At 58.3% G+C, this 18,096-nt stretch carries 16 protein-coding genes; 8 read left to right on the top strand and 8 right to left on the bottom strand.

What is annotated here, in order from left to right:
* Positions 1-31: 31 nt before the first annotated feature.
* The 5 genes from ACZ1HA_RS11110 to ACZ1HA_RS11090 all read right to left on the bottom strand — a co-directional run bounded on the left by ACZ1HA_RS11110 (position 32) and on the right by ACZ1HA_RS11090 (position 6,503).
* On the bottom strand, positions 32-757 hold the full coding sequence (locus tag ACZ1HA_RS11110) for a methyl-accepting chemotaxis protein (protein WP_472713908.1): 726 nt from the start codon (positions 755-757) through the stop codon (positions 32-34).
* A 35-nt stretch (positions 758-792) separates the two neighbouring features.
* Positions 793-2,103 (bottom strand): cache domain-containing protein, encoded by a 1,311-nt coding sequence (locus ACZ1HA_RS11105; protein ID WP_472713907.1) that lies wholly within the window; start codon positions 2,101-2,103, stop codon positions 793-795.
* 272 nt (positions 2,104-2,375) lie between these two features.
* On the bottom strand, positions 2,376-3,674 hold the full coding sequence (locus ACZ1HA_RS11100) for an NAD(P)H-dependent oxidoreductase (RefSeq protein ID WP_472713906.1): 1,299 nt from the start codon (positions 3,672-3,674) through the stop codon (positions 2,376-2,378).
* 139 nt (positions 3,675-3,813) lie between these two features.
* A complete protein-coding gene (locus tag ACZ1HA_RS11095; RefSeq protein WP_472713905.1) occupies positions 3,814-5,268 on the bottom strand; it encodes a UdgX family uracil-DNA binding protein in 1,455 nt (484 codons plus the stop codon).
* Positions 5,268-6,503, bottom strand: coding sequence for a putative DNA modification/repair radical SAM protein (locus ACZ1HA_RS11090; RefSeq protein WP_472713904.1), 1,236 nt, complete (start codon positions 6,501-6,503; stop codon positions 5,268-5,270). The genes ACZ1HA_RS11095 and ACZ1HA_RS11090 overlap by 1 nt, the downstream gene beginning before the upstream one ends.
* Positions 6,504-6,699: 196 nt before the next feature.
* On the opposite strand from ACZ1HA_RS11090, the gene ACZ1HA_RS11085 reads away from it, so the two are divergent.
* The 7 genes from ACZ1HA_RS11085 to ACZ1HA_RS11055 all read left to right on the top strand — a co-directional run bounded on the left by ACZ1HA_RS11085 (position 6,700) and on the right by ACZ1HA_RS11055 (position 14,275).
* Positions 6,700-7,734, top strand: a complete 1,035-nt coding sequence (locus tag ACZ1HA_RS11085; RefSeq protein WP_472713903.1) for a LacI family DNA-binding transcriptional regulator — start codon at positions 6,700-6,702, stop codon at positions 7,732-7,734.
* A 116-nt stretch (positions 7,735-7,850) separates the two neighbouring features.
* Positions 7,851-9,158 (top strand): ABC transporter substrate-binding protein, encoded by a 1,308-nt coding sequence (locus tag ACZ1HA_RS11080; protein WP_375230484.1) that lies wholly within the window; start codon positions 7,851-7,853, stop codon positions 9,156-9,158.
* Between the two features lie 116 nt (positions 9,159-9,274).
* Entirely contained in the window at positions 9,275-10,141 is an 867-nt protein-coding gene (locus tag ACZ1HA_RS11075) for a carbohydrate ABC transporter permease (RefSeq protein ID WP_375230485.1), read from the top strand.
* A gap of 11 nt (positions 10,142-10,152) precedes the next feature.
* Positions 10,153-10,983 carry a carbohydrate ABC transporter permease gene (locus ACZ1HA_RS11070; RefSeq protein WP_375230486.1) on the top strand — a complete coding sequence of 277 codons (831 nt, stop codon included), beginning with the start codon at positions 10,153-10,155 and terminating at the stop codon, positions 10,981-10,983.
* Positions 10,984-10,992: 9 nt separating this feature from the next.
* Positions 10,993-11,997 carry an ABC transporter ATP-binding protein gene (locus tag ACZ1HA_RS11065; protein ID WP_472713902.1) on the top strand — a complete coding sequence of 335 codons (1,005 nt, stop codon included), beginning with the start codon at positions 10,993-10,995 and terminating at the stop codon, positions 11,995-11,997.
* Positions 11,994-12,767 (top strand): L-iditol 2-dehydrogenase, encoded by a 774-nt coding sequence (locus tag ACZ1HA_RS11060; RefSeq protein ID WP_472713901.1) that lies wholly within the window; start codon positions 11,994-11,996, stop codon positions 12,765-12,767. The genes ACZ1HA_RS11065 and ACZ1HA_RS11060 overlap by 4 nt, the downstream gene beginning before the upstream one ends.
* Complete coding sequence (locus ACZ1HA_RS11055; RefSeq protein WP_472713900.1) at positions 12,767-14,275, top strand: mannitol dehydrogenase family protein; 1,509 nt, start codon at positions 12,767-12,769, stop codon at positions 14,273-14,275. Before ACZ1HA_RS11060 ends, ACZ1HA_RS11055 begins: the two co-directional genes overlap by 1 nt.
* Positions 14,276-14,280: 5 nt before the next feature.
* Here the strand turns inward: ACZ1HA_RS11055 and ACZ1HA_RS11050 are convergent, their stop codons facing one another.
* On the bottom strand, positions 14,281-16,212 hold the full coding sequence (locus tag ACZ1HA_RS11050) for a GcvT family protein (RefSeq protein ID WP_472713899.1): 1,932 nt from the start codon (positions 16,210-16,212) through the stop codon (positions 14,281-14,283).
* Positions 16,191-16,739 carry an NAD(P)/FAD-dependent oxidoreductase gene (locus tag ACZ1HA_RS11045; protein WP_472713898.1) on the bottom strand — a complete coding sequence of 183 codons (549 nt, stop codon included), beginning with the start codon at positions 16,737-16,739 and terminating at the stop codon, positions 16,191-16,193. The genes ACZ1HA_RS11050 and ACZ1HA_RS11045 overlap by 22 nt, the downstream gene beginning before the upstream one ends.
* Before the next feature lie 231 nt (positions 16,740-16,970).
* Here ACZ1HA_RS11045 and ACZ1HA_RS11040 point away from each other — a divergent pair, with 231 nt between their 5' ends.
* A complete protein-coding gene (locus ACZ1HA_RS11040; RefSeq protein ID WP_472713897.1) occupies positions 16,971-17,573 on the top strand; it encodes a TetR family transcriptional regulator C-terminal domain-containing protein in 603 nt (200 codons plus the stop codon).
* 59 nt (positions 17,574-17,632) lie between these two features.
* Here ACZ1HA_RS11040 and ACZ1HA_RS11035 read toward each other — a convergent pair whose 3' ends face one another.
* Positions 17,633-18,043 carry a universal stress protein gene (locus tag ACZ1HA_RS11035; RefSeq protein WP_375230492.1) on the bottom strand — a complete coding sequence of 137 codons (411 nt, stop codon included), beginning with the start codon at positions 18,041-18,043 and terminating at the stop codon, positions 17,633-17,635.
* Between the last annotated feature and the right edge of the window lie 53 nt (positions 18,044-18,096).

Genomic DNA, 18,096 nt, shown 5'->3' with positions numbered 1-18,096 from the left:
AGCTTTCATTAGTGATGATGAACCTGCCGCTTCAGAAGTCTTCCCATCCGTCATCCGCGGCGAAGCTGGTTGGCTCAGGTGCGGCATTGGTGCCTGTGGCAACTGCCCGCGCTTTTGGTGCCGTGTGGTTCGCAGTGGGCGTGTTTGTCGACGGTGTGCGTGGCGCCGGTTTGCTTTTGGCAGACTGACCGAGGCTGAATCTCTCGACAGCCTGTACGAGTGAACCAGCTTCCTGTGTCAGCGCGTGGCTGGCAGCATTTGTTTCTTCAAACATCGCTGCGTTCTGCTGTGTCACATGGTCAAGATCATTCACTGCCGAATTGATTTCGCCGATGCCAGCCGATTGTTCACGAGCCGATGCCGCAATGGTTGTTATGCGTTCAGAAATCTCTGTCACCGACTGCAGGATGGCATTGAGCGACGAACCTGTTTCTCCGACCAGTTCGACACCCTGTTCAACCTGTCCGCTTGAGTTGGAAATCAGCGTGCGTATTTCCTGGGCTGCTTCCGAGGAACGCTGGGCAAGGGCACGAACTTCTGTTGCGACGACCGCAAATCCACGACCGGCCTCTCCCGCACGCGCTGCCTCAACGCCGGCATTGAGCGCGAGCAGGTTAGTCTGAAATGCAATATCATCAATGACCTGGGTGATCTTCGCGATCTCAATGGACGAGTTCTTGATACTGTCCATGGCTTCAACGGCTTTATCCGCAACAGCGCCGCCTTTTTCAGCACGGGTTCTTGCATCAGTGGACATCTTTGCAGCGTCATCAGCGCCTTCAGCCGCAGACTTTACTGAGCTGGTGAGTTCGTCGAGTGCAGCCGCCGTTTCCTCAAGTGTTGCTGCCTGCTTTTCTGTCCGGCGCGAAAGATCATCGGCAGAAGATGCGATCTGTCCTGTTTCCAGACTGATGGATTCAGCATTTTCCATAACAGCGCCGATCGCTTTTCGAAGCGAGCCCAGGGCCGCATTGAAGTCCTGACGCAGTTTTTCATAGTCCGGGGGAAGCTTTCGGTAATGTCGCTCAGCAGTTTGCCGTCTGCAAGATTCTGAAGACCCATTCCCAGAGCGTCGACAACCCGATTGAGTTCTGCTGTGCGTGCTTCGCGTTCCTCAAGCTCCTTCCGTTGCGCTTCCTCGCGTTCGAGTCTGAGACTTTCTTCTGCCCGCTGCTTTTCTTCTGCGGCTTTTTTCTCAGCTTCAAGACGCGCATTTTCTTTCTCGCGCATTTCCTGTTCAACGCGGCGCTCACGCTCGTGTTCTTCATCCGCCCGGCGCTTTTCCTGTTCCTGCATCTCAGCGCGTTCGATTGTGCCGATGCGGAAAGATTCCAGTGCGCGTGAGATTTCGCCAAAGACGGTTTTATCGTTTCCGTATGGCACTTCAGATTCCGTGTCCCCATCCGTCAGCCCGGACATTCTGGCTGTCAGGAGCTTGACAGGGCGGGTCACTGTATACGCGATCAGTGCTGCTGCGCCCGCCATAACGAGGCCCAGAACAACAAGCATTGTGTTCAGTTCAGAATTGATACCGGCGTGGGCGGCTTCGATTCGGGTCAGATACGCGCCTGTCCCGATGATCCAGCCCCATGGTCCGAAGGGCTGTACCACAGAGAGTTTGTCGACAGGGGCATCTCCCTCGGCGGCTCCGGGTGCTGCCCATTGATAGGCCACAGTCGCCGGAGAGCCGTCCCGCGTTCCTTCGACCATTTCGCGAAACAGATATACGCCATTGGGGTCTGTGAATTCTGAAAAATCCCGTCCCGCGAGCGATGGGTTCACACCATGCATCAGCATGACGGGTCCGCGGTCATTGACCCAGAAGTAATTGTCACCTTCATAGCGCAGCTCTTCGAGGACCTTGAGAGCACGGGCCTGAGCTTCCTCTACAGTGAGTGTGCCGGCTTCGGCCTGCGAGTGATATGATTTGACAATTGACAGAGCCAGATCTGTCAGATGAGTCAGCTCAACTTCTTTCTGATCCAGCGAAGCGCTGTAGAACGTGTCAATTGACACTTTCTGCATGGCAAAGATGCCCAGAACCGCGACCAGTACCAGCAGGCACATCCGTCCGCCGACACCAATTCTGCCAAGTATATTCATAACTACCGCTCCAGCTTTTGTTGGTTGCCCGAGCAGTAGTGGCGGCAGTTTAAATTTGTGCTAACGGCCCCTTGTTCACGCCGCGATTTCATCTCTGTTTGACGGTTTTCTGATTGTTCTTATCGACAATTGGAAACGTATCGCGCAGGTCGCACTGATTCCGCCGCTTCGTTTCAGGCGCGGCGGCAGCAGAAAGTGGCTTTTCTGACCGCAGGATGTCGTGGTTTTCAGGCATAAACGAAGCGCCGGCTAGGAGAGTAGGTGGCGTCTCTTCAGCCGGCGGCCTTTGTTACCAGCGACTGATACAACCCGGCGACCGGATCACCCTTCAGATCGACATGCCCGAACGTAAGAACTTCGCCCGGTGCCACATCCCGTGTCAGGCTGATACCGTGTGCAAGACCCACAGGCAGCGCGTTTCGGGCGCCTTCGCAGGGGAGCGCCTTGCCCCAGACCATGTATCCGCCCTCGCCATCCAGAACCTCGCCGGCAGAGAGGCCCCGTTTGGCCACAGCGGCCACAGTGCCTCTCACGTCGACGGTGCTGCCCGTTGCCTCGCCGCGCAGGGCTGCGCTGAGAACGGACACGGAAAGTTCGAGGCCGATCAGGTGAAAGGGTTTGTACATTGCGGCGAACCTGCCGGAATCGTCAGTAGGAAGCCCATACTGACCAAAGCAGGCGGCGGCATAATCGTTCGGTGCTTCCAGGACCACATAGACGCCCCAGCGCAGATCCCTGAACACCGGCCTGCCATCCCGTTCCAGCGATGACACCGTTTCAACCATGCCCATGCCATTCAGCTGACCGCCAGCGTCAGCCGGGCGCATGACATGCGCCAGATCGTCAACACCACAGGGCGGAAAGGCCAGCCCGGTTTCAGGAACGTTCAGGGCGCAGGCGTTCGCAACAGCCACCATTTCAATTGCGCTTTTGGTACCGTCGAGGAACGAGTTAAACATCTGCGGGTTCATCCCGGCACGCGCAGCTTCCCCGGCCGTCAGGCCATAGTGCTGCCAGACGTCATCCGGGGTGACAGTATGGTAGGCCGGCAGATAGCGTGTGCCTTTGCCCGCTGCGGCGATCCTGAAGCCGGTGGCCCGGGCCCAGTCTACCATTTCGGAAATCAGGGCGGGCTGATCGCCATAGGCCATCGAATACACGACACCCGCGGCTTTTGCCTCGCGCGCCAGCGCAACCCCTGCAAGAACGTCGGCTTCCACGTTGACCATAATAACGTGTTTTCCCGCTGCAATAGCTGCTCGGGCATGAGTGATGCCCGCTCGGGGGTTGCCGGTCGCTTCGATCACAACGTCAACATCGTCCCGGGCGGTCAGTTGCGTTCCGTCATCTGTGAAAGCTGTCGCGTCTGTCTGCTCCTCAGACCAGCCAACCGCAGCACAGGCCGTGCGAGCCCGGTCAGGATCAAGATCGGCGATCGCCGAGACCTCCAGACCGCCGATCGTCGGGACCTGGCTGAGAAACATGGATCCGAATTTTCCGGCTCCGATCAGTCCTGCCCGGACAGGTTCTCCGCGTGCGCCGGCCTCGGCCGCCAGTCTTGCAAGGTTCATGTTCTGCTCCTCCCAAAGGGCTTTGTGCCATGAACGGAGCACTATGTCATTTTCATCTGTTTCCGCCGCGCAGTCGTCGTTGCTGGAACTGTGCTCATGGATCCGGTCAGCATGCTTTCAGCGCCGACAATTTCACCTGTCAGTCTGCAGTGCTCGTAGAATCGCATCCGGACATCTGCGAGAGGCGCACAGCCAGTTCCAGATCCTTCCGAAAGAAATTCAGCGCTTCCGACCGCCGGTCGGCATCCCGCAGACGCAGAATCCAGGATGGATGCACGGTGATCAGCACCGGCAGGCCCCGCGGGCCGGTTTCCGTTCTGCCGCGCCGGGTCAGGATGTCCGCGCCATCGCCCGTCAGCGATAGCGCCGCCGTCGCACCAAGAGCCAGAATCAGCCTGGGCTGGACCTGCGCCACTTCTGCCATAAGCCACCACCGGCAGTGCTCTGTTTCTGAAGCGTTCGGGCGCTGGTGGATGCGCTGTCGCCCGCGCGGCACAAATTTAAAATGTTTGACCGCGTTGGTGACAAAGGCATCGGTACGGGCGAGGCCGGCTTCGGCGGCCACCTTGTCAAAAAGCTGTCCGGCCGGGCCAACAAGGGGCCGCCCGGTCAGGTCCTCCTGATCTCCGGGCTGTTCGGCGACGATGACAAGTGCCGCATCTTTTGGCCCGGTGCCGGGGACAGCCTGGGTGGCCGACCGATGCAAAGCGCAACGGGTGCAGGCTCTGATGGCGGCAGGTAACTCTTCATGTGAGCCGTCCCACGCAGACACGTTGGTGGCCTGCTGTGCCCTGATGGCTGCCAGTCTGGCCGGGGGCAGCGTTGGGGCGGCCCTCGTCATTTCGCGGGCCCTTTCCGGTGCCTGTGCAATCAGGTCTGGGATTGCAGCGGCCTCCGGCATGTTCTTCCAGTACTTTTTGGGCATTTCCGACTGCATGGCCTGCACCTTGAGGCGGGCAGGGTTAAAGATGTTCCTGAAGTATGTGATCCAGAGCTCTTCGCCGGCGTCTGCAGGCAGATCTGGTCGTGGCACGTCCTGCTCAAAGCGCAGCTGGCCGTCGTCGAAGAAGGCGGATATGCCCGGCGTCAGGATCTGCCAGTTCATATCTGCAAACCGTCTGACAAAGAACTGAGCGGTTGGTTCCACGGTGTGATGGGTGGGCTCGAACCACGCCGCAAAAGACCGCCGCGCGTCATCGCGGTCACCGGTTTCGCGGAACCGGACAAAAGCCTTCATCTTGTGCTGGCAGCGATGCACGTTCTTTTCCATCGCCCTGAGCACCGCGAGGTCGCGGTCGCCTCTGTCGGTCATCAGATGGGGCGCGTCCCGCAGCCGCCACAAAAAAGCATAAAGCCGTGCAAAACGGGCAGGATCGCTGTGCCATACCACCGTGTTTGCCATCGACAGAAACGCGCGCGGTACGGTTATGGTCCGGTCCGGCGGCCGCGTCTGGTGCTCGTCGAACAGCCTCCCCTGAACGGTCGTGTCATCCCAGCTTATGGCCTCGGGCGGCGTCGCCGATGCAAGGAACCCCCGGGCCGTCTCGCGCCAGGCCAGAGCCGTTCCGATACAGGGCATGACGGCACGGATCATCAGAACAGGCTCAGCTGTTCCGGGGGCGGTGCGAAACGGGCGCGCAGATCCGCACTGTCTGTCAGTTGGCCGGGCGTCCAGGCCGTTGCTTCGACAAAGGCCCGCGCTTTCTTCATCTGTGCGCCCATGCGCAAAAGGTCGTCATACCGGATGTTTCGGTGTCTGCGCGTGGAAAGAATACGTGCGACGGTCTTTGTCCCGAACCCCGGTACGCGCAGCAGAAGTTCCCTTGAGGCCCGGTTGACGTCCACGGGAAACAAGGCGCGGTGCGCAAGCGCCCAGGCAAGTTTCGGATCAATATCGAGATCAAGGTTTCCATCCGGCCGGTGGCCCGTGATGTCCTGCAGATCAAAGCCGTAAAATCTCAGAAGCCAGTCCGCCTGATACAGCCTGTGTTCACGCTGCAACGGTGGGCTGATCAGAGGCAGGCGTGCAGAAGCATCCGGGATCGGCGAGAAAGCTGAATAATAAACGCGTTTGAGGCGGTATCCTGAATACAGACGTGTGGATTGCCTCAACACGGTTGTGTCTGTTGCATCATCGGCTCCGATGATCATCTGGGTCGACTGTCCCGCGGGTGCAAACCGGGCAGGACGCCTGCCCGTGTGCGACCGGTCGCTGGCGATCTCTTTGCGCAGCCTGACATCCGCCATAGCCCGCCGGATCTGCTCGGGGCTTTTTTCCGGGGCGTACTGGCGTACGGAAGAATCCGAGGGCAGTTCCACATTAATGGAAAGCCTGTCTGCGAGCAGGCCTGCTTCTTCTATCAGTTCGGGAGCTGCATCCGGGATCGTTTTCAGATGGATGTACCCACGGAAGTTCTCTTCGTGTCTCAGCTTGCGGGCGATGCGGACCATGTCGGTCATAGTCGCGTCCGGGGAGCGAATGATGCCGGACGACAGGAAAAGTCCCTCAATATAGTTGCGGCGATAGAACTCGATGGTCAGGTTCACGACTTCGTCGACAGAAAAACGTGCGCGTTCAACGTTTGAGGATGACCGGTTAATGCAGTAACTGCAGTCATAGATGCAGAAATTGGTCATCAGAATCTTCAGCAGGCTGATACAACGACCGTCCGGCGCATAGGCATGACAGATCCCGCTGCCTTCGTTCGAGCCCAGACTTTTGCCCGCGCGTGAATCGCGTTTGGTCGAGCCGGAGGACGCGCAGGAGGCGTCATACTTAGCTGCATCCGACAGGATGGCCAGTTTTTGTGAAAGTGTCTGCCGTGCCATTTGTTCACTATATGTTCATGTTCCGCGCTGAGCAATATGGCAGCGTTGTCGCAGGACAGGGGCATTCTTTGTGACATGGTTGGGCACACGCAGCGATAAAATTCTTCCCGCGTGTAAAGTTTTAGGGCTACGATATTGACGTGAAGAGCCTGAACCGCGGATAACGGATCAGGTGCCGCGGAGGAGCAGACCCTTTATGAATGAGCCAAAAATACGGACCATGGAGGAGTTCGCTGCCATCAGTGGCATTTCGCGGCCAACTGTATCCAAGTACTTCAATGATCCCGGAAGTGTGCGCAAATCGACGCGCGTCCGTATCGAGCAGGCGCTGGAGCAACACAACTACCGGCCCAACATCTACGCAATCAACCAGAACAGAAAACTGACAAAGAGCATCGGACTGGTTGTACCCTTTCTGGTCGACCCATTCTTTGCAGAAATCGCACGGAACATTGAAAACCTGATCATCGCAACGGGGTACCGGCCAATACTTCTGAACTCGCAGGGCCGGCCCGAGCAGGAGGTTGAGAACCTCGACAACCTGCGTTCCTTCCGGCCGGCCGGTGTATTGATCGCGCCGCTTGGCCGGCAGTCTGACAAATCTGCCCTTGCTGCGTTCTGCGAAGAAGTGCCGACCGTACTTTTTGACAGTAATATCAGTGGGTTAGGTCATGGGTTCGTTGGCGCGGACAACCTGCAATACGCGCGAGATATTGTGGAGTACCTGTGCCGGTCCGGCGAGCCGCCCTGCTTCTTTGAGATGCAGACACCGGCCAACCCGAACGCAAACAAACGTCGGCAAAGCTATCTTCAGACGATGGAGCATCTCGGGTACCAGCCGCATGTCATCAGTGTCGAAGGCGAAGGATGGGCCTTTGAGGAAATCGGATACAGACAGGGACTGGCAGCCCTGGAAAAACGCCGGTTTGAAACAAATACGATCCTGTGCAGCAATGACCGTCTTGCGATTGGATTTCTGGCCGCGTGTTTTGAAAAAGGCTACCGGGTCGGTGGCGGTCCGCAGAATGCGTTACGGGTTGCCGGGATGGATGATCACCCGTTTGCGCGGTTCACATGCCCGCCGCTGACGACGGTAGCACAGAATTACTCCGCGATCTCCAGCTCTGCGGTTGAAAGCCTGCTGACGCTCCTGAACTCAGGCGATTCTGAGGTTCCACCACGGCGGGAATTGCTTTTTGAGGGTCGTCTCGTCAAAAGAACATCTGCGTAACATATTGTTAAATATAGTAATTTCAAAATAAATTTACTCGCGTAAACTTTTAATTTGACGCAAGGCTTGTTCACGAATTAGTGTGACGCCACAGCATCCAAAACAGGGAGGATCGGATGTACTTTTCTCACGCACTTCGTGCGGCAAGTGCCATTGCGCTCATAGCAGCTGGCGCCGCACAGGCAGAAACACTGACAATCGCGACGGTCAACAACGGTGACATGATCCGTATGCAGGGCCTGACCGACGACTTCACAGCCAAAACAGGCCATGAGGTTGAATGGGTTACCCTCGAAGAGAACGTTCTTCGTCAGCGTGTCACAACCGACATCTCCACCAAGGGTGGTGCTTTCGACATTATGACAATCGGCATGTATGAGACGCCGATCTGGGGCGCAAACGGCTGGCTCGTGCCGCTCGATGATCTGTCTGCTGAATATGACGTCGACGATCTTCTGCCGGCGATGCGCGCAGGCCTGAGCCACGAAGGCACGCTTTATGCGGCGCCGTTTTATGGCGAAAGCTCAATGATCATGTACCGCACAGATCTGATGGAAAAAGCCGGCCTCGAGATGCCTGAAGCTCCGACATGGCAGTTTATCCGCGAAGCAGCGGCGGCCATGACCGACCGTGACAACGAGATCAACGGCATCTGCCTGCGCGGCAAAGCCGGCTGGGGCGAGGGCGGCGCGTTCATCACCGTGACAGCAAACTCGTTCGGTGCGCGCTGGTTCGACGAAGACTGGAACGCTCAGTTCGATCAGCCGGAATGGGCGAACGCTCTGAACTTCTACGTTGGCATGATGGAAGAATCCGGACCTCCGGGGTATGCGACAAACGGGTTCAACGAAAACCTGTCGCTGTTCCAGCAGGGTAAATGCGGCATGTGGATCGACGCGACAGTTGCTGCGTCTTTCGTGACAAACCCCAACGACTCAACTGTGGCGGACAAGGTCAGCTTTGCGCTGGCGCCGAACAGCGAAGGTGTCGCCAGAAAATCCAACTGGCTCTGGGCATGGGCGCTGGCAATTCCTGCCGGTACGCAGAAAGAAGCTGCGGCCAAGGAATTCATCGAATGGGCCACATCCACGGGCTATATTGAGCTCGTAGCTGAGAACGAAGGCTGGGCGAACGTTCCTCCGGGCGCACGTACATCGCTGTACGAAAACCCGAACTACAAGGACATCCCCTTCGCGAAGAAGACACTGGAATCGATCCTGGCAGCTGACCCGACCAACCCCACGGTTGACCCGGTACCTTATGTTGGCATCCAGTTCGTAGCGATCCCTGAGTTTGCGGGTATCGCGACAGAAGTCAGCCAGGAGTTCTCTGCGGCCTATGCAGGTCAGCAGTCGGTCGAGGAAGCCCTTGCCAAGGCGCAGGCTCTGACCAACGACGCAATGGAAGCTGCCGGCTACCGCTAAGCCGCAGTCTGACACTACCGGAGGGCGGCACGTTTGCCCTCCGGCCCCTTTTTCCCGATCATACGACCATTCCGTTACAGGGCAGCCGCATGCTGCCAACAGAGGAGGTGTATCCGATGGCGACCCAACACTCACGCACTGCCGCCCGTATTATGCTGGCACCTGCCGTGATCCTGCTGCTTGGCTGGATGCTTGTACCGCTGACGATGACGCTGCTGTTTTCATTCAAGAAATACCTGCCACTGCGCGGTGGCGACCTGGGCTGGGTTGGTTTTGACAACTATGTCCGGTTCATCAGCTCCAGCTCATTCTGGCCGAGCGTACAGACGACCCTTGTTATCGTGGGCGGTGTGTTGCTGATCACCATCGTTCTGGGTGTCGCGCTGGCCCTCCTGCTGGATCAGCCAATGTGGGGCCAGGGCATTGTCCGCATTCTGGTGATCGCACCGTTTTTTGTGATGCCGACCGTTTCGGCACTGGTCTGGAAGAACATCTTCATGGACCCGGTGAACGGCCTTTTCGCGCATCTGTGGAAATTCTTTGGCGCGACACCGGTCGAATGGCTCAGCCAGGCTTCGCTGCAGTCGATCATTATGATCGTGAGCTGGCAGTGGCTGCCCTTTGCCACGCTGATCCTGCTGACGGCCGTACAATCGCTCGACCGCGAGCAGCTTGAGGCCGCAGAAATGGACGGCGCACCGAATTACAAACGTTTCTGGTTCATCACGCTGCCGCATCTTTCGCGCGCAATCACAATTGTGATCCTGATCCAGACGATTTTCCTGCTGTCGATCTTTGCAGAGATCTTTGTCACCACCGGTGGCGCATTCGGCACCAAGACCCTGACCTATCTGATCTTCCAGCGGGTGCTGGAGAGCCAGAACGTTGGCCTGGGGTCTGCCGGAGGTGTCTACGCAATCATCCTTGCCAACATCGTTGCCATCTTCCTGATGCGCATCGTCGGCAAGAACCTGGACGCATAGGGGGAACGGATATGGCACGTTCTGTAACAACAAATCGCAAAGCCCTGAACACGGCTGTGGCCTGGGCGATCGGTCTGCTGATCTTTTTCCCGATCCTCTGGACCATTCTGACCAGCTTCAAAACCGAAGCTCAGGCAATCAATGACCCGCCCATCTTTCTGTTCTTTGACTGGACACTCGAAAACTATGCGGTGGTTCAGGAGCGCTCAGACTACATGCGCTTTCTCTGGAACTCGGTGTTCATTGCCGGTGGCTCCACCATTCTTGGTCTGATTGTCGCGGTTCCCGCAGCCTGGTCGATGGCTTTCGTTCCATCAAAGCGGACCAAAGACATTCTGCTGTGGATGCTGTCTACCAAAATGCTGCCGGCGGTTGGTGTTCTCTACCCGATCTATCTGCTGTTCATCAAATTCGGTTTGCTGGATACCCGCCTGGGTCTGACGGTGGTGCTGATGCTGATCAACCTGCCGATCATTGTCTGGATGCTATACACCTATTTCCGGGAAATCCCCGGTGAGATCCTTGAGGCGGCCCGTATGGACGGTGCTTCACTGCGGGACGAAATTCTCTATGTGCTGACGCCAATGGCCATTCCGGGCATCGCATCAACACTTCTGCTGAATTTCATCCTGGCCTGGAACGAAGCCTTCTGGACGCTGAACCTTACGGCTGCGAAAGCTGCACCGCTGACGGCCTTTATCGCAAGCTACTCCAGCCCTGAGGGTCTGTTTTACGCCAAGCTTTCGGCGGCCTCCACGATGGCAATTGCACCAATTCTTATCCTTGGCTGGTTCAGCCAGAAACAACTTGTACGCGGCCTGACCTTTGGCGCTGTGAAGTAAGGAAAAATCATGGGACGCATTACACTCAATCAAGTCACAAAGAGCTTTGGCGACACACAGGTCATTCCACCTCTGGATCTGACCATCGAGGACGGCGAGTTCACTGTTTTCGTCGGTCCGTCGGGCTGCGGGAAATCCACGCTGCTCCGTCTGATTGCGGGCCTAGAGGATGTCACCACGGGCCACATCGATATCGACGGTTCGGACGCAACGCATGTACCGCCCGCAAAACGCGGTCTTGCCATGGTCTTTCAGTCTTATGCGCTTTACCCGCATATGTCGGTGCGCAAGAATATCGCTTTCCCGCTGCGCATGGCGAAAATGGATCAGGCGGAGATTGACCGCCGCGTGGACAACGCAGCCTCTGTTCTGAATCTTGCGGACTACATCGACCGGCGTCCGGGACAGCTTTCCGGTGGTCAGCGGCAGCGGGTCGCTATTGGCCGTGCCATTGTGCGTGAACCTGCGGCATTCCTGTTCGATGAACCGCTGTCAAACCTCGATGCGGCGCTGCGTGTGGGCATGCGGCTTGAGATCAGCGAACTGCACGAGCGCCTGAAAACGACGATGATCTACGTGACGCACGACCAGGTCGAAGCCATGACCATGGCTGACAAGATCGTGGTGCTGCGTGCGGGGCACATTGAACAGGTGGGCAGCCCGCTGGAGCTCTACCGGTCGCCCCGTAACCTGTTTGTGGCCGGCTTTATCGGTTCCCCGAAAATGAACTTTATCGAAGGACCGGAAGCCGCGAAATATGATGCGCACACCATCGGTATCCGCCCGGAGCATATTGGCATTTCGGCGGAAGACGGGGCCTGGAAAGGACGGGTGGGTGTGTCCGAACATCTGGGCTCAGATACTTTCCTTCATGTGCACGACACCGGGCTTGCGGAGACACTGACCGTCCGGGCGGACGGGGAAGTCAGCTTCCGCCACGGGGACACTGTTTATCTCACCCCCCGCGAAGACGTCCTGCATCGCTTTGGCGCTGACGGGCTGCGGCTGGAATGATGCGGCTGGAGGGAAAGTCTGCGCTGATCACTGGTGCCGCCCGCGGCATCGGGCGCAGCTTTGCTGAAGCCTACGTCCGCGAGGGCGCCCGCGTGGCCATCGCTGACATCAATATCGAACGCGCGGAGCAGGCTGCTGCAGAAATCGGCCCGTCGGCAGTCGCCGTTGAAATGGATGTCACCGACCAGCGCAGTATTGATGCCGCCGTCGCGACAACAGTACAGGCGCTTGGTCAGATTGATATTCTGATTAACAACGCGGCGCTCTTTACCGCCGCACCGGTGACGGAGATCACCCGCGAAGACTATCAGCGGGTCTTCGACATTAACGTAGCAGGCAGCCTTTTCACCCTTCAGGCGGTTGCGAAACACATGATTGACCAGGGGGTGAAGGGCAAAATCATCAATATGGCCAGCCAGGCAGGGCGTCGTGGCGAACCGCTGGTCGCGGTTTATTGCGCGACAAAGGCAGCGGTCATCAGCCTGACGCAGTCGGCAGGGCTGAACCTGATCGGACATGGCATCAATGTGAACGCAATAGCGCCAGGCGTGGTCGATGGTGAGCACTGGGATGGTGTGGACGCATTTTTTGCGAAATATGAAAACAAGAAACCCGGGCAGAAAAAGAAAGAAGTAGCGGCGGGTGTTCCTTTCGGGCGGATGGGGCAGCCCGAGGATCTGACCGGTATGGCTGTTTTCCTGGCGAGCGATGAAGCGGAATACATCGTGGCACAATGTTACAACGTAGATGGCGGACAATGGATGAGCTGATGGCGGACCCGGCAGAAAAAACCGCAACTTCTGTGAAACTGAGCAATGCGACCCTGGGTCAGTTGCCTGCAGATATCCTGCGGCCACAATACGACAGGAGCAAGCTGACACCGGGCATTGTTCACATTGGCCTGGGCAACTTTCACCGCGCGCATCAGGCCTGGTATCTGCACCGGCTGATGCAGGCAGGGCTGGCATCAGACTGGGCGATCCTGGGGGCAGGGGTCCGGCCTTATGACGGAATGATGCGCGAAAAACTCCTGGCGCAGGATTGCCTGACCACGCTGATCGAGCTGGATCCTGCCGGCACTTCGGCAGAAGTGAGCGGCTCGATGATCGATTACCTGCCAGTCGAGGAAGGCCACGGTCCCCTGATCGCTGCGATGTCCGATCCTGGTATCCGGATCGTCGCACTGACTGTGACCGAAGGGGGGTATTATACCGACCCGGCAACGGGTGGCTTCGACGCCGGGCACGAGGATATGCGCCACGACGCGGCGCACCCGGATCACCCGCGCACAGCTTTCGGCGCGATGATTGCTGCTTTGCGGGTGCGGCGGGATGCCGGAACAGGTCCATTCACGGCACAGAGCTGTGACAATCTGCAGGGTAACGGTGCCGTCCTGCGTCAGACGCTGGTGTCGCTTGCACGTATGTCTGATCCGGAACTGGCGCTGTGGATTTCCGATCATGTTGCATTCCCGAATTCCATGGTCGACTGCATTGTACCGGCCACTGGCTCGTCCGAAATTGCACTGGCAGCCGGTATCGGGATCGCCGACGCCGCGCCGGTGACACACGAAAACTTCCGGCAGTGGGTGATCGAGGATGATTTCTGCGCCGGGCGACCGGACTGGGACAGGGCTGGGGCCGTTTTTTCGGACCGCGTGCATGACTACGAAGCGATGAAAATCCGGATTCTCAACGGTGGACATCAGGTTATTGCCAATGCTGGCGAGCTTCTGTCATGCGAAACGATTGCGGACTGCATGGCGCATCCACTGATCGTGGGCATGTTCCGCAAGGTGCAGCGTGAAGAAATCACGCCCTATGTGTCGAGGGTCCCGGACATGGACCCGCAAACCTACGCTGAGCTGATCGATACGCGTTTTGCCAACCCTGAAATCCGGGATACGACGCGCCGAGTGGCCTTTGACGGATCGTCCCGGCATCCGGGGTTTGTTCTGCCGGTTCTGCGCGATGCTGTCTCCGCAGGGGGCTCACTTGCCGGGCTGAGCCTTGTGGAGGCCCTGTGGGCACGGATGTGCGCGGGCACGCGTGATGACGGCAGCGCCATCGAACCGAATGATCCGTTCTGGGACGAACTGAACGAGGCTGCCCTGGCCGCGCGCGAGGCACCTCAGGTCTGGCTGGACCAGCGCCAGTACTACGGTGCGCTCGCGGATGACCAGGAATTCGCAGCGCGTTTTTCCCACTGGCTCCGGCTTATCTGGACAGAGGGTACGGAAGCGGCTCTGCGCCGCTACCTTGCCGAAGGGTCCGGGTGATCTGATCAGGCTTTCACCTTTGCCAGCGTCGGGTCGTAGAGCGGTTTGAGGGATGCTGTTGCCGGGACTTTTTCCCCGGCAATGCCGATTTCCCAGACGCCTTCTTCAACAACGTCAGGCGTCAGCGGTGCATCATGCTCCGCAAAGCCTATGCCCGTAGCACCGCCCAGCGTATGGCCATAGCCGCCCACCTGTATGTATCCGACTTCTTTACCATCGAGGTAAATCAGCTCGTTTCCGTAGAGCAGGGGGGCGGGGTCCTTCAGCAGAAACTGAAGCATACGTGTCCGCGGCGTGCCAGCGGCTTTGATCTCTGCGAGGGCGTCACGCCCGATGAACCCAGAGGGTTTGTCGAGCCTGACAGCGAACCCTAGACCTGCCTCAATCGGGTTGTCGGTATTGTCGAGATCAATCCCGAAGTCACGGTAGGCTTTTTCGAGCCGCAGCGAATTCAGCGTCTGCATACCGGCGTTCCGCACGCCCAGATCCTGCCCGGCTTTCATCAGCAGATCATACGTCTGAACGGCCTGTGTGGCAGGCACATGCAGCTCCCAGCCAAGTTCGCCCACAAAAGTCACTCGATAGGCCAGAACGATCGCATACCCCACATCGATTTCGCGGGCAGACATGAAGGGAAATGCTTCGTTTGACAGGTCCGCCTCAGTGACGCGCGACAGCAACTCGCGTGCTTTCGGGCCGTGCACATTGATCTGTGAGCGGCCTGCGGTGACATCGGTAACGGTGACGAACTCGTCGCGGCCAATGTGGCGGCGCAGGCGCATTTCGGTATGTCCGTGTGCATTTTCACCGACCACCACCATGAATTTGTCCTGCTCCAGCCGGGTCACCGTCAGATCTGCTTCAAAACCGCCGCGTTCATTGGTCCAGGCGGTGTAGACAACACGCCCGTTTTCCACATCAATCTCGTTGCAGCTCAGGCGGTTCAGCAGCGCGCAGGCATCACGGCCCTGTACCAGGAAGCAGGCCATGCTGGACATGTCCATCAATATAACATCTTCGCGGGCGGCCCTGTGTTCTGCGGCATGCCACTCGAACCAGTTCTGACGGAACCAGCTGAGCTTTTCGACATGCGCCTCGGCAGGTGAGGGGGCAAACCAGTCCGGCTGCTCCCAGCCGCTGCTTTCGGTGAAATACGCGCCCGCATCCCTAAGACGGTCATAAAGCACAGATCGTTTTACATCCCGCGCGGTTTTGGGGGCTTCGTTGTGCCAGTGCTGTCCGAACAGCCGGCCCAGCTGTTCCGGCGTCCGGTCGCGCCGGAAGGCCCGGGTGCCTTCCGAGCGGGAAAACCTGTTCACATTGATCCCGGTCACGTCAATCGGCGGAATGCCGTCCACAATCCAATGCGCCAGCACCATTCCCGTACCTGCTCCGTTCAGGATGCCCAGCGAGTTCATGCCACATGCGACCCAGCAATTGCGCAGCTCCGGTGTTGGTCCGACCAGCGGTGCCAGATCCGGTGTGAAGCTCTCCGGTCCGCAGAACAGTTTTCTGACCCCATAATTCAGCGTATCCGGAACACGTGAATAGGCCCTTTCAAGATCCGGTCCGACCCTGTCCCAGTCCGGTTCGATCTCTCCGAAACTGAAATCGTCGGGGATGCCGTCCAGTTTCCAGGCTGCGGCACCCGGTTCGAAGAGGCCCAGCATCATACCGCCCACTTCTTCTCTGTAGTAGGTGTAGGTTGAGGGATCTTCCAGCACCGGCAGATCACGGGGCAGGCCTGGAATACTGTCGGTGATCAAATAATAGTGTTCCGCTGCCTGCAGCGGCAGATTTATGCCGGCCCGGGCACCCGGCTGGCGCGACCACATTCCGCCGCAGATGACCACGTTCTCCGCGGCAATCGTCTGGCCGTCACGGGTGCGGACGCCTGTGACCGTGCCATCAGCCGTCAGCAGATCGCTGACGTGCACGCCTTCAAAAACGCGTGCTCCCCCATTTTCGCGCCGCGGGCCAGAGACATAATGACGTCCACCGGGTTGGCGCGGCCATCTTCGGGGATATAGAAGGCGCCTTTGACGTCCGACAGATCGCCGATCGGGAACAGTTCCTGCGCTTCCTTTGGGCTGATCTCGTGGCAGTTGATCCCAAACCGCCGCATAAACGGTGCGATCCGCCGCATCTCGTGCACACGCTCATCATTGCTGGCGATCTGCAGATACCCCACATCCCGGAACCCTGTCGGCAGCCCCGTTTCCTTTTCCAGCGTGGCGTAAAGATCCCGCCCGTGGGTGTAGATTGCGCACTCCGCTTCGGTTTTCAGCAGGCCTGCCACAATCAGCCCCGCTGCATGCCAGGTCGTGCCGGAGGTCAGCTGGTTCTGCTCCAGAACCACCACATCCCGGTGTCCCAGCCTGGTCAGATGATAGGCCGTATTCATGCCGATAGAGCCGCCGCCGATGATCACCGTTTGCGCCTGCGCGGGCAGATTTTCGGACATGTACGCTCTCCGGAATTTTCCTGACAGTATATAGCGATAGCGTGCTTTCCGGGTCTGTCAAATTTTTTGAATGCTCATTCAGAAAAATCTTTGACCAAGGGGGCGGAAAAACTTGTGATACGGGCATCTGCACGCCAGAGTGGGATCAGGGAAACAACGGAACAGCGTCCTCTCGTCGTGTCGCAGTTGAGTAAAAAGCAGGCGTCTGTCAGACCGCTCCGCAAGTCGACGGTGCGCGAAGCCAGGCGCGAACAGCTGATCGATGCAACGATCCGTTCCATCGCCAGGCACGGTATTGGTGATACCACCATGTCAACGATCACAGATATCGCAGGGCTGTCCGTTGGCCTCGTGAATTTTCACTTTGAAAGTAAGCAGAAGCTGTTTCGCGAAACGCTTCTCTTTCTCGCACGGGAGCATGACGAACACTGGCGCAGAGCCCACAGACGTGCGGGACTGAGTGCGGCAGACCGGTTGCTGGCGGTGGCAGATGCTCATTTTGACAGGCGCATCTGCAAGCGCCGGAAGCTGGCGGTGTGGTATGCGTTCTTCGGGGCGGCCGGACGGCGTTCTGAATACCGTGCACTGGTGGATGAAATCGACAACGAGCGGCTGGCAGTCTCAGTCGGTCTTTGTGAGGAAATTATTGCTGAGGGTGATTATCCCCGGGTGCCTGCAGACGTGATCGCGCGGACACTGGAGGGCCTGTATGACGGTCTGTGGCTGAACATCCTCATGGCGCCGGACCAGTTTGACCGGCGCAGCGGGCGTCAACAGGTCCGGGCCTACCTTCACGGTGTGTTTCCGGGGCATTTTCCCTGCCCCGCGTTCTGAAGGCGGCGCGTCGGGTTCGGTGACCCTCTGCGCGCCGTCAGGCTTTGATATGTCAGGTTTCAGGTGCCGCGGTGAACATGCACAGCACATTGTGCGTGCCGGACGACGTGGGACGCGGTCGAACCCAGAAAGTAGTCACGGATACCGGGTTTGTGCGAGCCCATGACGATGCACTCAGCCTTGCTGGAGTTTGCAAAGTCGATGATCGTGCGCGCCGAGTGCCCTTTGGTGATGACCGGTGTGACATCTGCGAGGTCCTGCACCTTTTCGTTCAGCCGGTCCGTGGCTTTCTGATAGGCGGTCTTGATGGTGTCTTCGTCTACATAAGCGCTGACCGACCCTTCGGGTGCTTCATAGACGTGCAGGGCGGTAATCGCTCCGCCCGGGGCCAGAAGCGCGCGGGCAATTTCGAGCGACTGCGGCGAAACCCCGTGGTCCAGAGCCATAGGCACGATGATCGTTTTGTACATTTTTCCTCCGTCCTGCGCGTTCAGCGCATATCAGTCCCGGGCCGGGAAATGGC

The organism is Roseobacter sp. S87 (genome assembly GCF_055693285.1).
This window is presented reverse-complemented; position numbering and strand designations above follow the sequence as displayed.

Excerpts from the sequence above, each read along its gene's own strand:
- ACZ1HA_RS11065 (WP_472713902.1), top strand. The coding sequence starts at position 10,993 with ATGGGACGCATTACACTCAATCAAGTCACAAAGAGCTTTGGCGACACA.
- ACZ1HA_RS11075 (WP_375230485.1), top strand. The coding sequence starts at position 9,275 with ATGGCGACCCAACACTCACGCACTGCCGCCCGTATTATGCTGGCACCT.
- ACZ1HA_RS11095 (WP_472713905.1), bottom strand. The coding sequence starts at position 5,268 with ATGATCCGTGCCGTCATGCCCTGTATCGGAACGGCTCTGGCCTGGCGC.
- ACZ1HA_RS11105 (WP_472713907.1), bottom strand. The coding sequence starts at position 2,103 with ATGAATATACTTGGCAGAATTGGTGTCGGCGGACGGATGTGCCTGCTG.
- ACZ1HA_RS11080 (WP_375230484.1), top strand. The coding sequence starts at position 7,851 with ATGTACTTTTCTCACGCACTTCGTGCGGCAAGTGCCATTGCGCTCATA.
- ACZ1HA_RS11055 (WP_472713900.1), top strand. The coding sequence starts at position 12,767 with ATGGCGGACCCGGCAGAAAAAACCGCAACTTCTGTGAAACTGAGCAAT.
- ACZ1HA_RS11045 (WP_472713898.1), bottom strand. The coding sequence starts at position 16,739 with ATGTCCGAAAATCTGCCCGCGCAGGCGCAAACGGTGATCATCGGCGGC.
- ACZ1HA_RS11085 (WP_472713903.1), top strand. The coding sequence starts at position 6,700 with ATGAATGAGCCAAAAATACGGACCATGGAGGAGTTCGCTGCCATCAGT.
- ACZ1HA_RS11060 (WP_472713901.1), top strand. The coding sequence starts at position 11,994 with ATGATGCGGCTGGAGGGAAAGTCTGCGCTGATCACTGGTGCCGCCCGC.
- ACZ1HA_RS11110 (WP_472713908.1), bottom strand. The coding sequence starts at position 757 with ATGTCCACTGATGCAAGAACCCGTGCTGAAAAAGGCGGCGCTGTTGCG.
- ACZ1HA_RS11100 (WP_472713906.1), bottom strand. The coding sequence starts at position 3,674 with ATGAACCTTGCAAGACTGGCGGCCGAGGCCGGCGCACGCGGAGAACCT.
- ACZ1HA_RS11070 (WP_375230486.1), top strand. The coding sequence starts at position 10,153 with ATGGCACGTTCTGTAACAACAAATCGCAAAGCCCTGAACACGGCTGTG.
- ACZ1HA_RS11035 (WP_375230492.1), bottom strand. The coding sequence starts at position 18,043 with ATGTACAAAACGATCATCGTGCCTATGGCTCTGGACCACGGGGTTTCG.
- ACZ1HA_RS11090 (WP_472713904.1), bottom strand. The coding sequence starts at position 6,503 with ATGGCACGGCAGACACTTTCACAAAAACTGGCCATCCTGTCGGATGCA.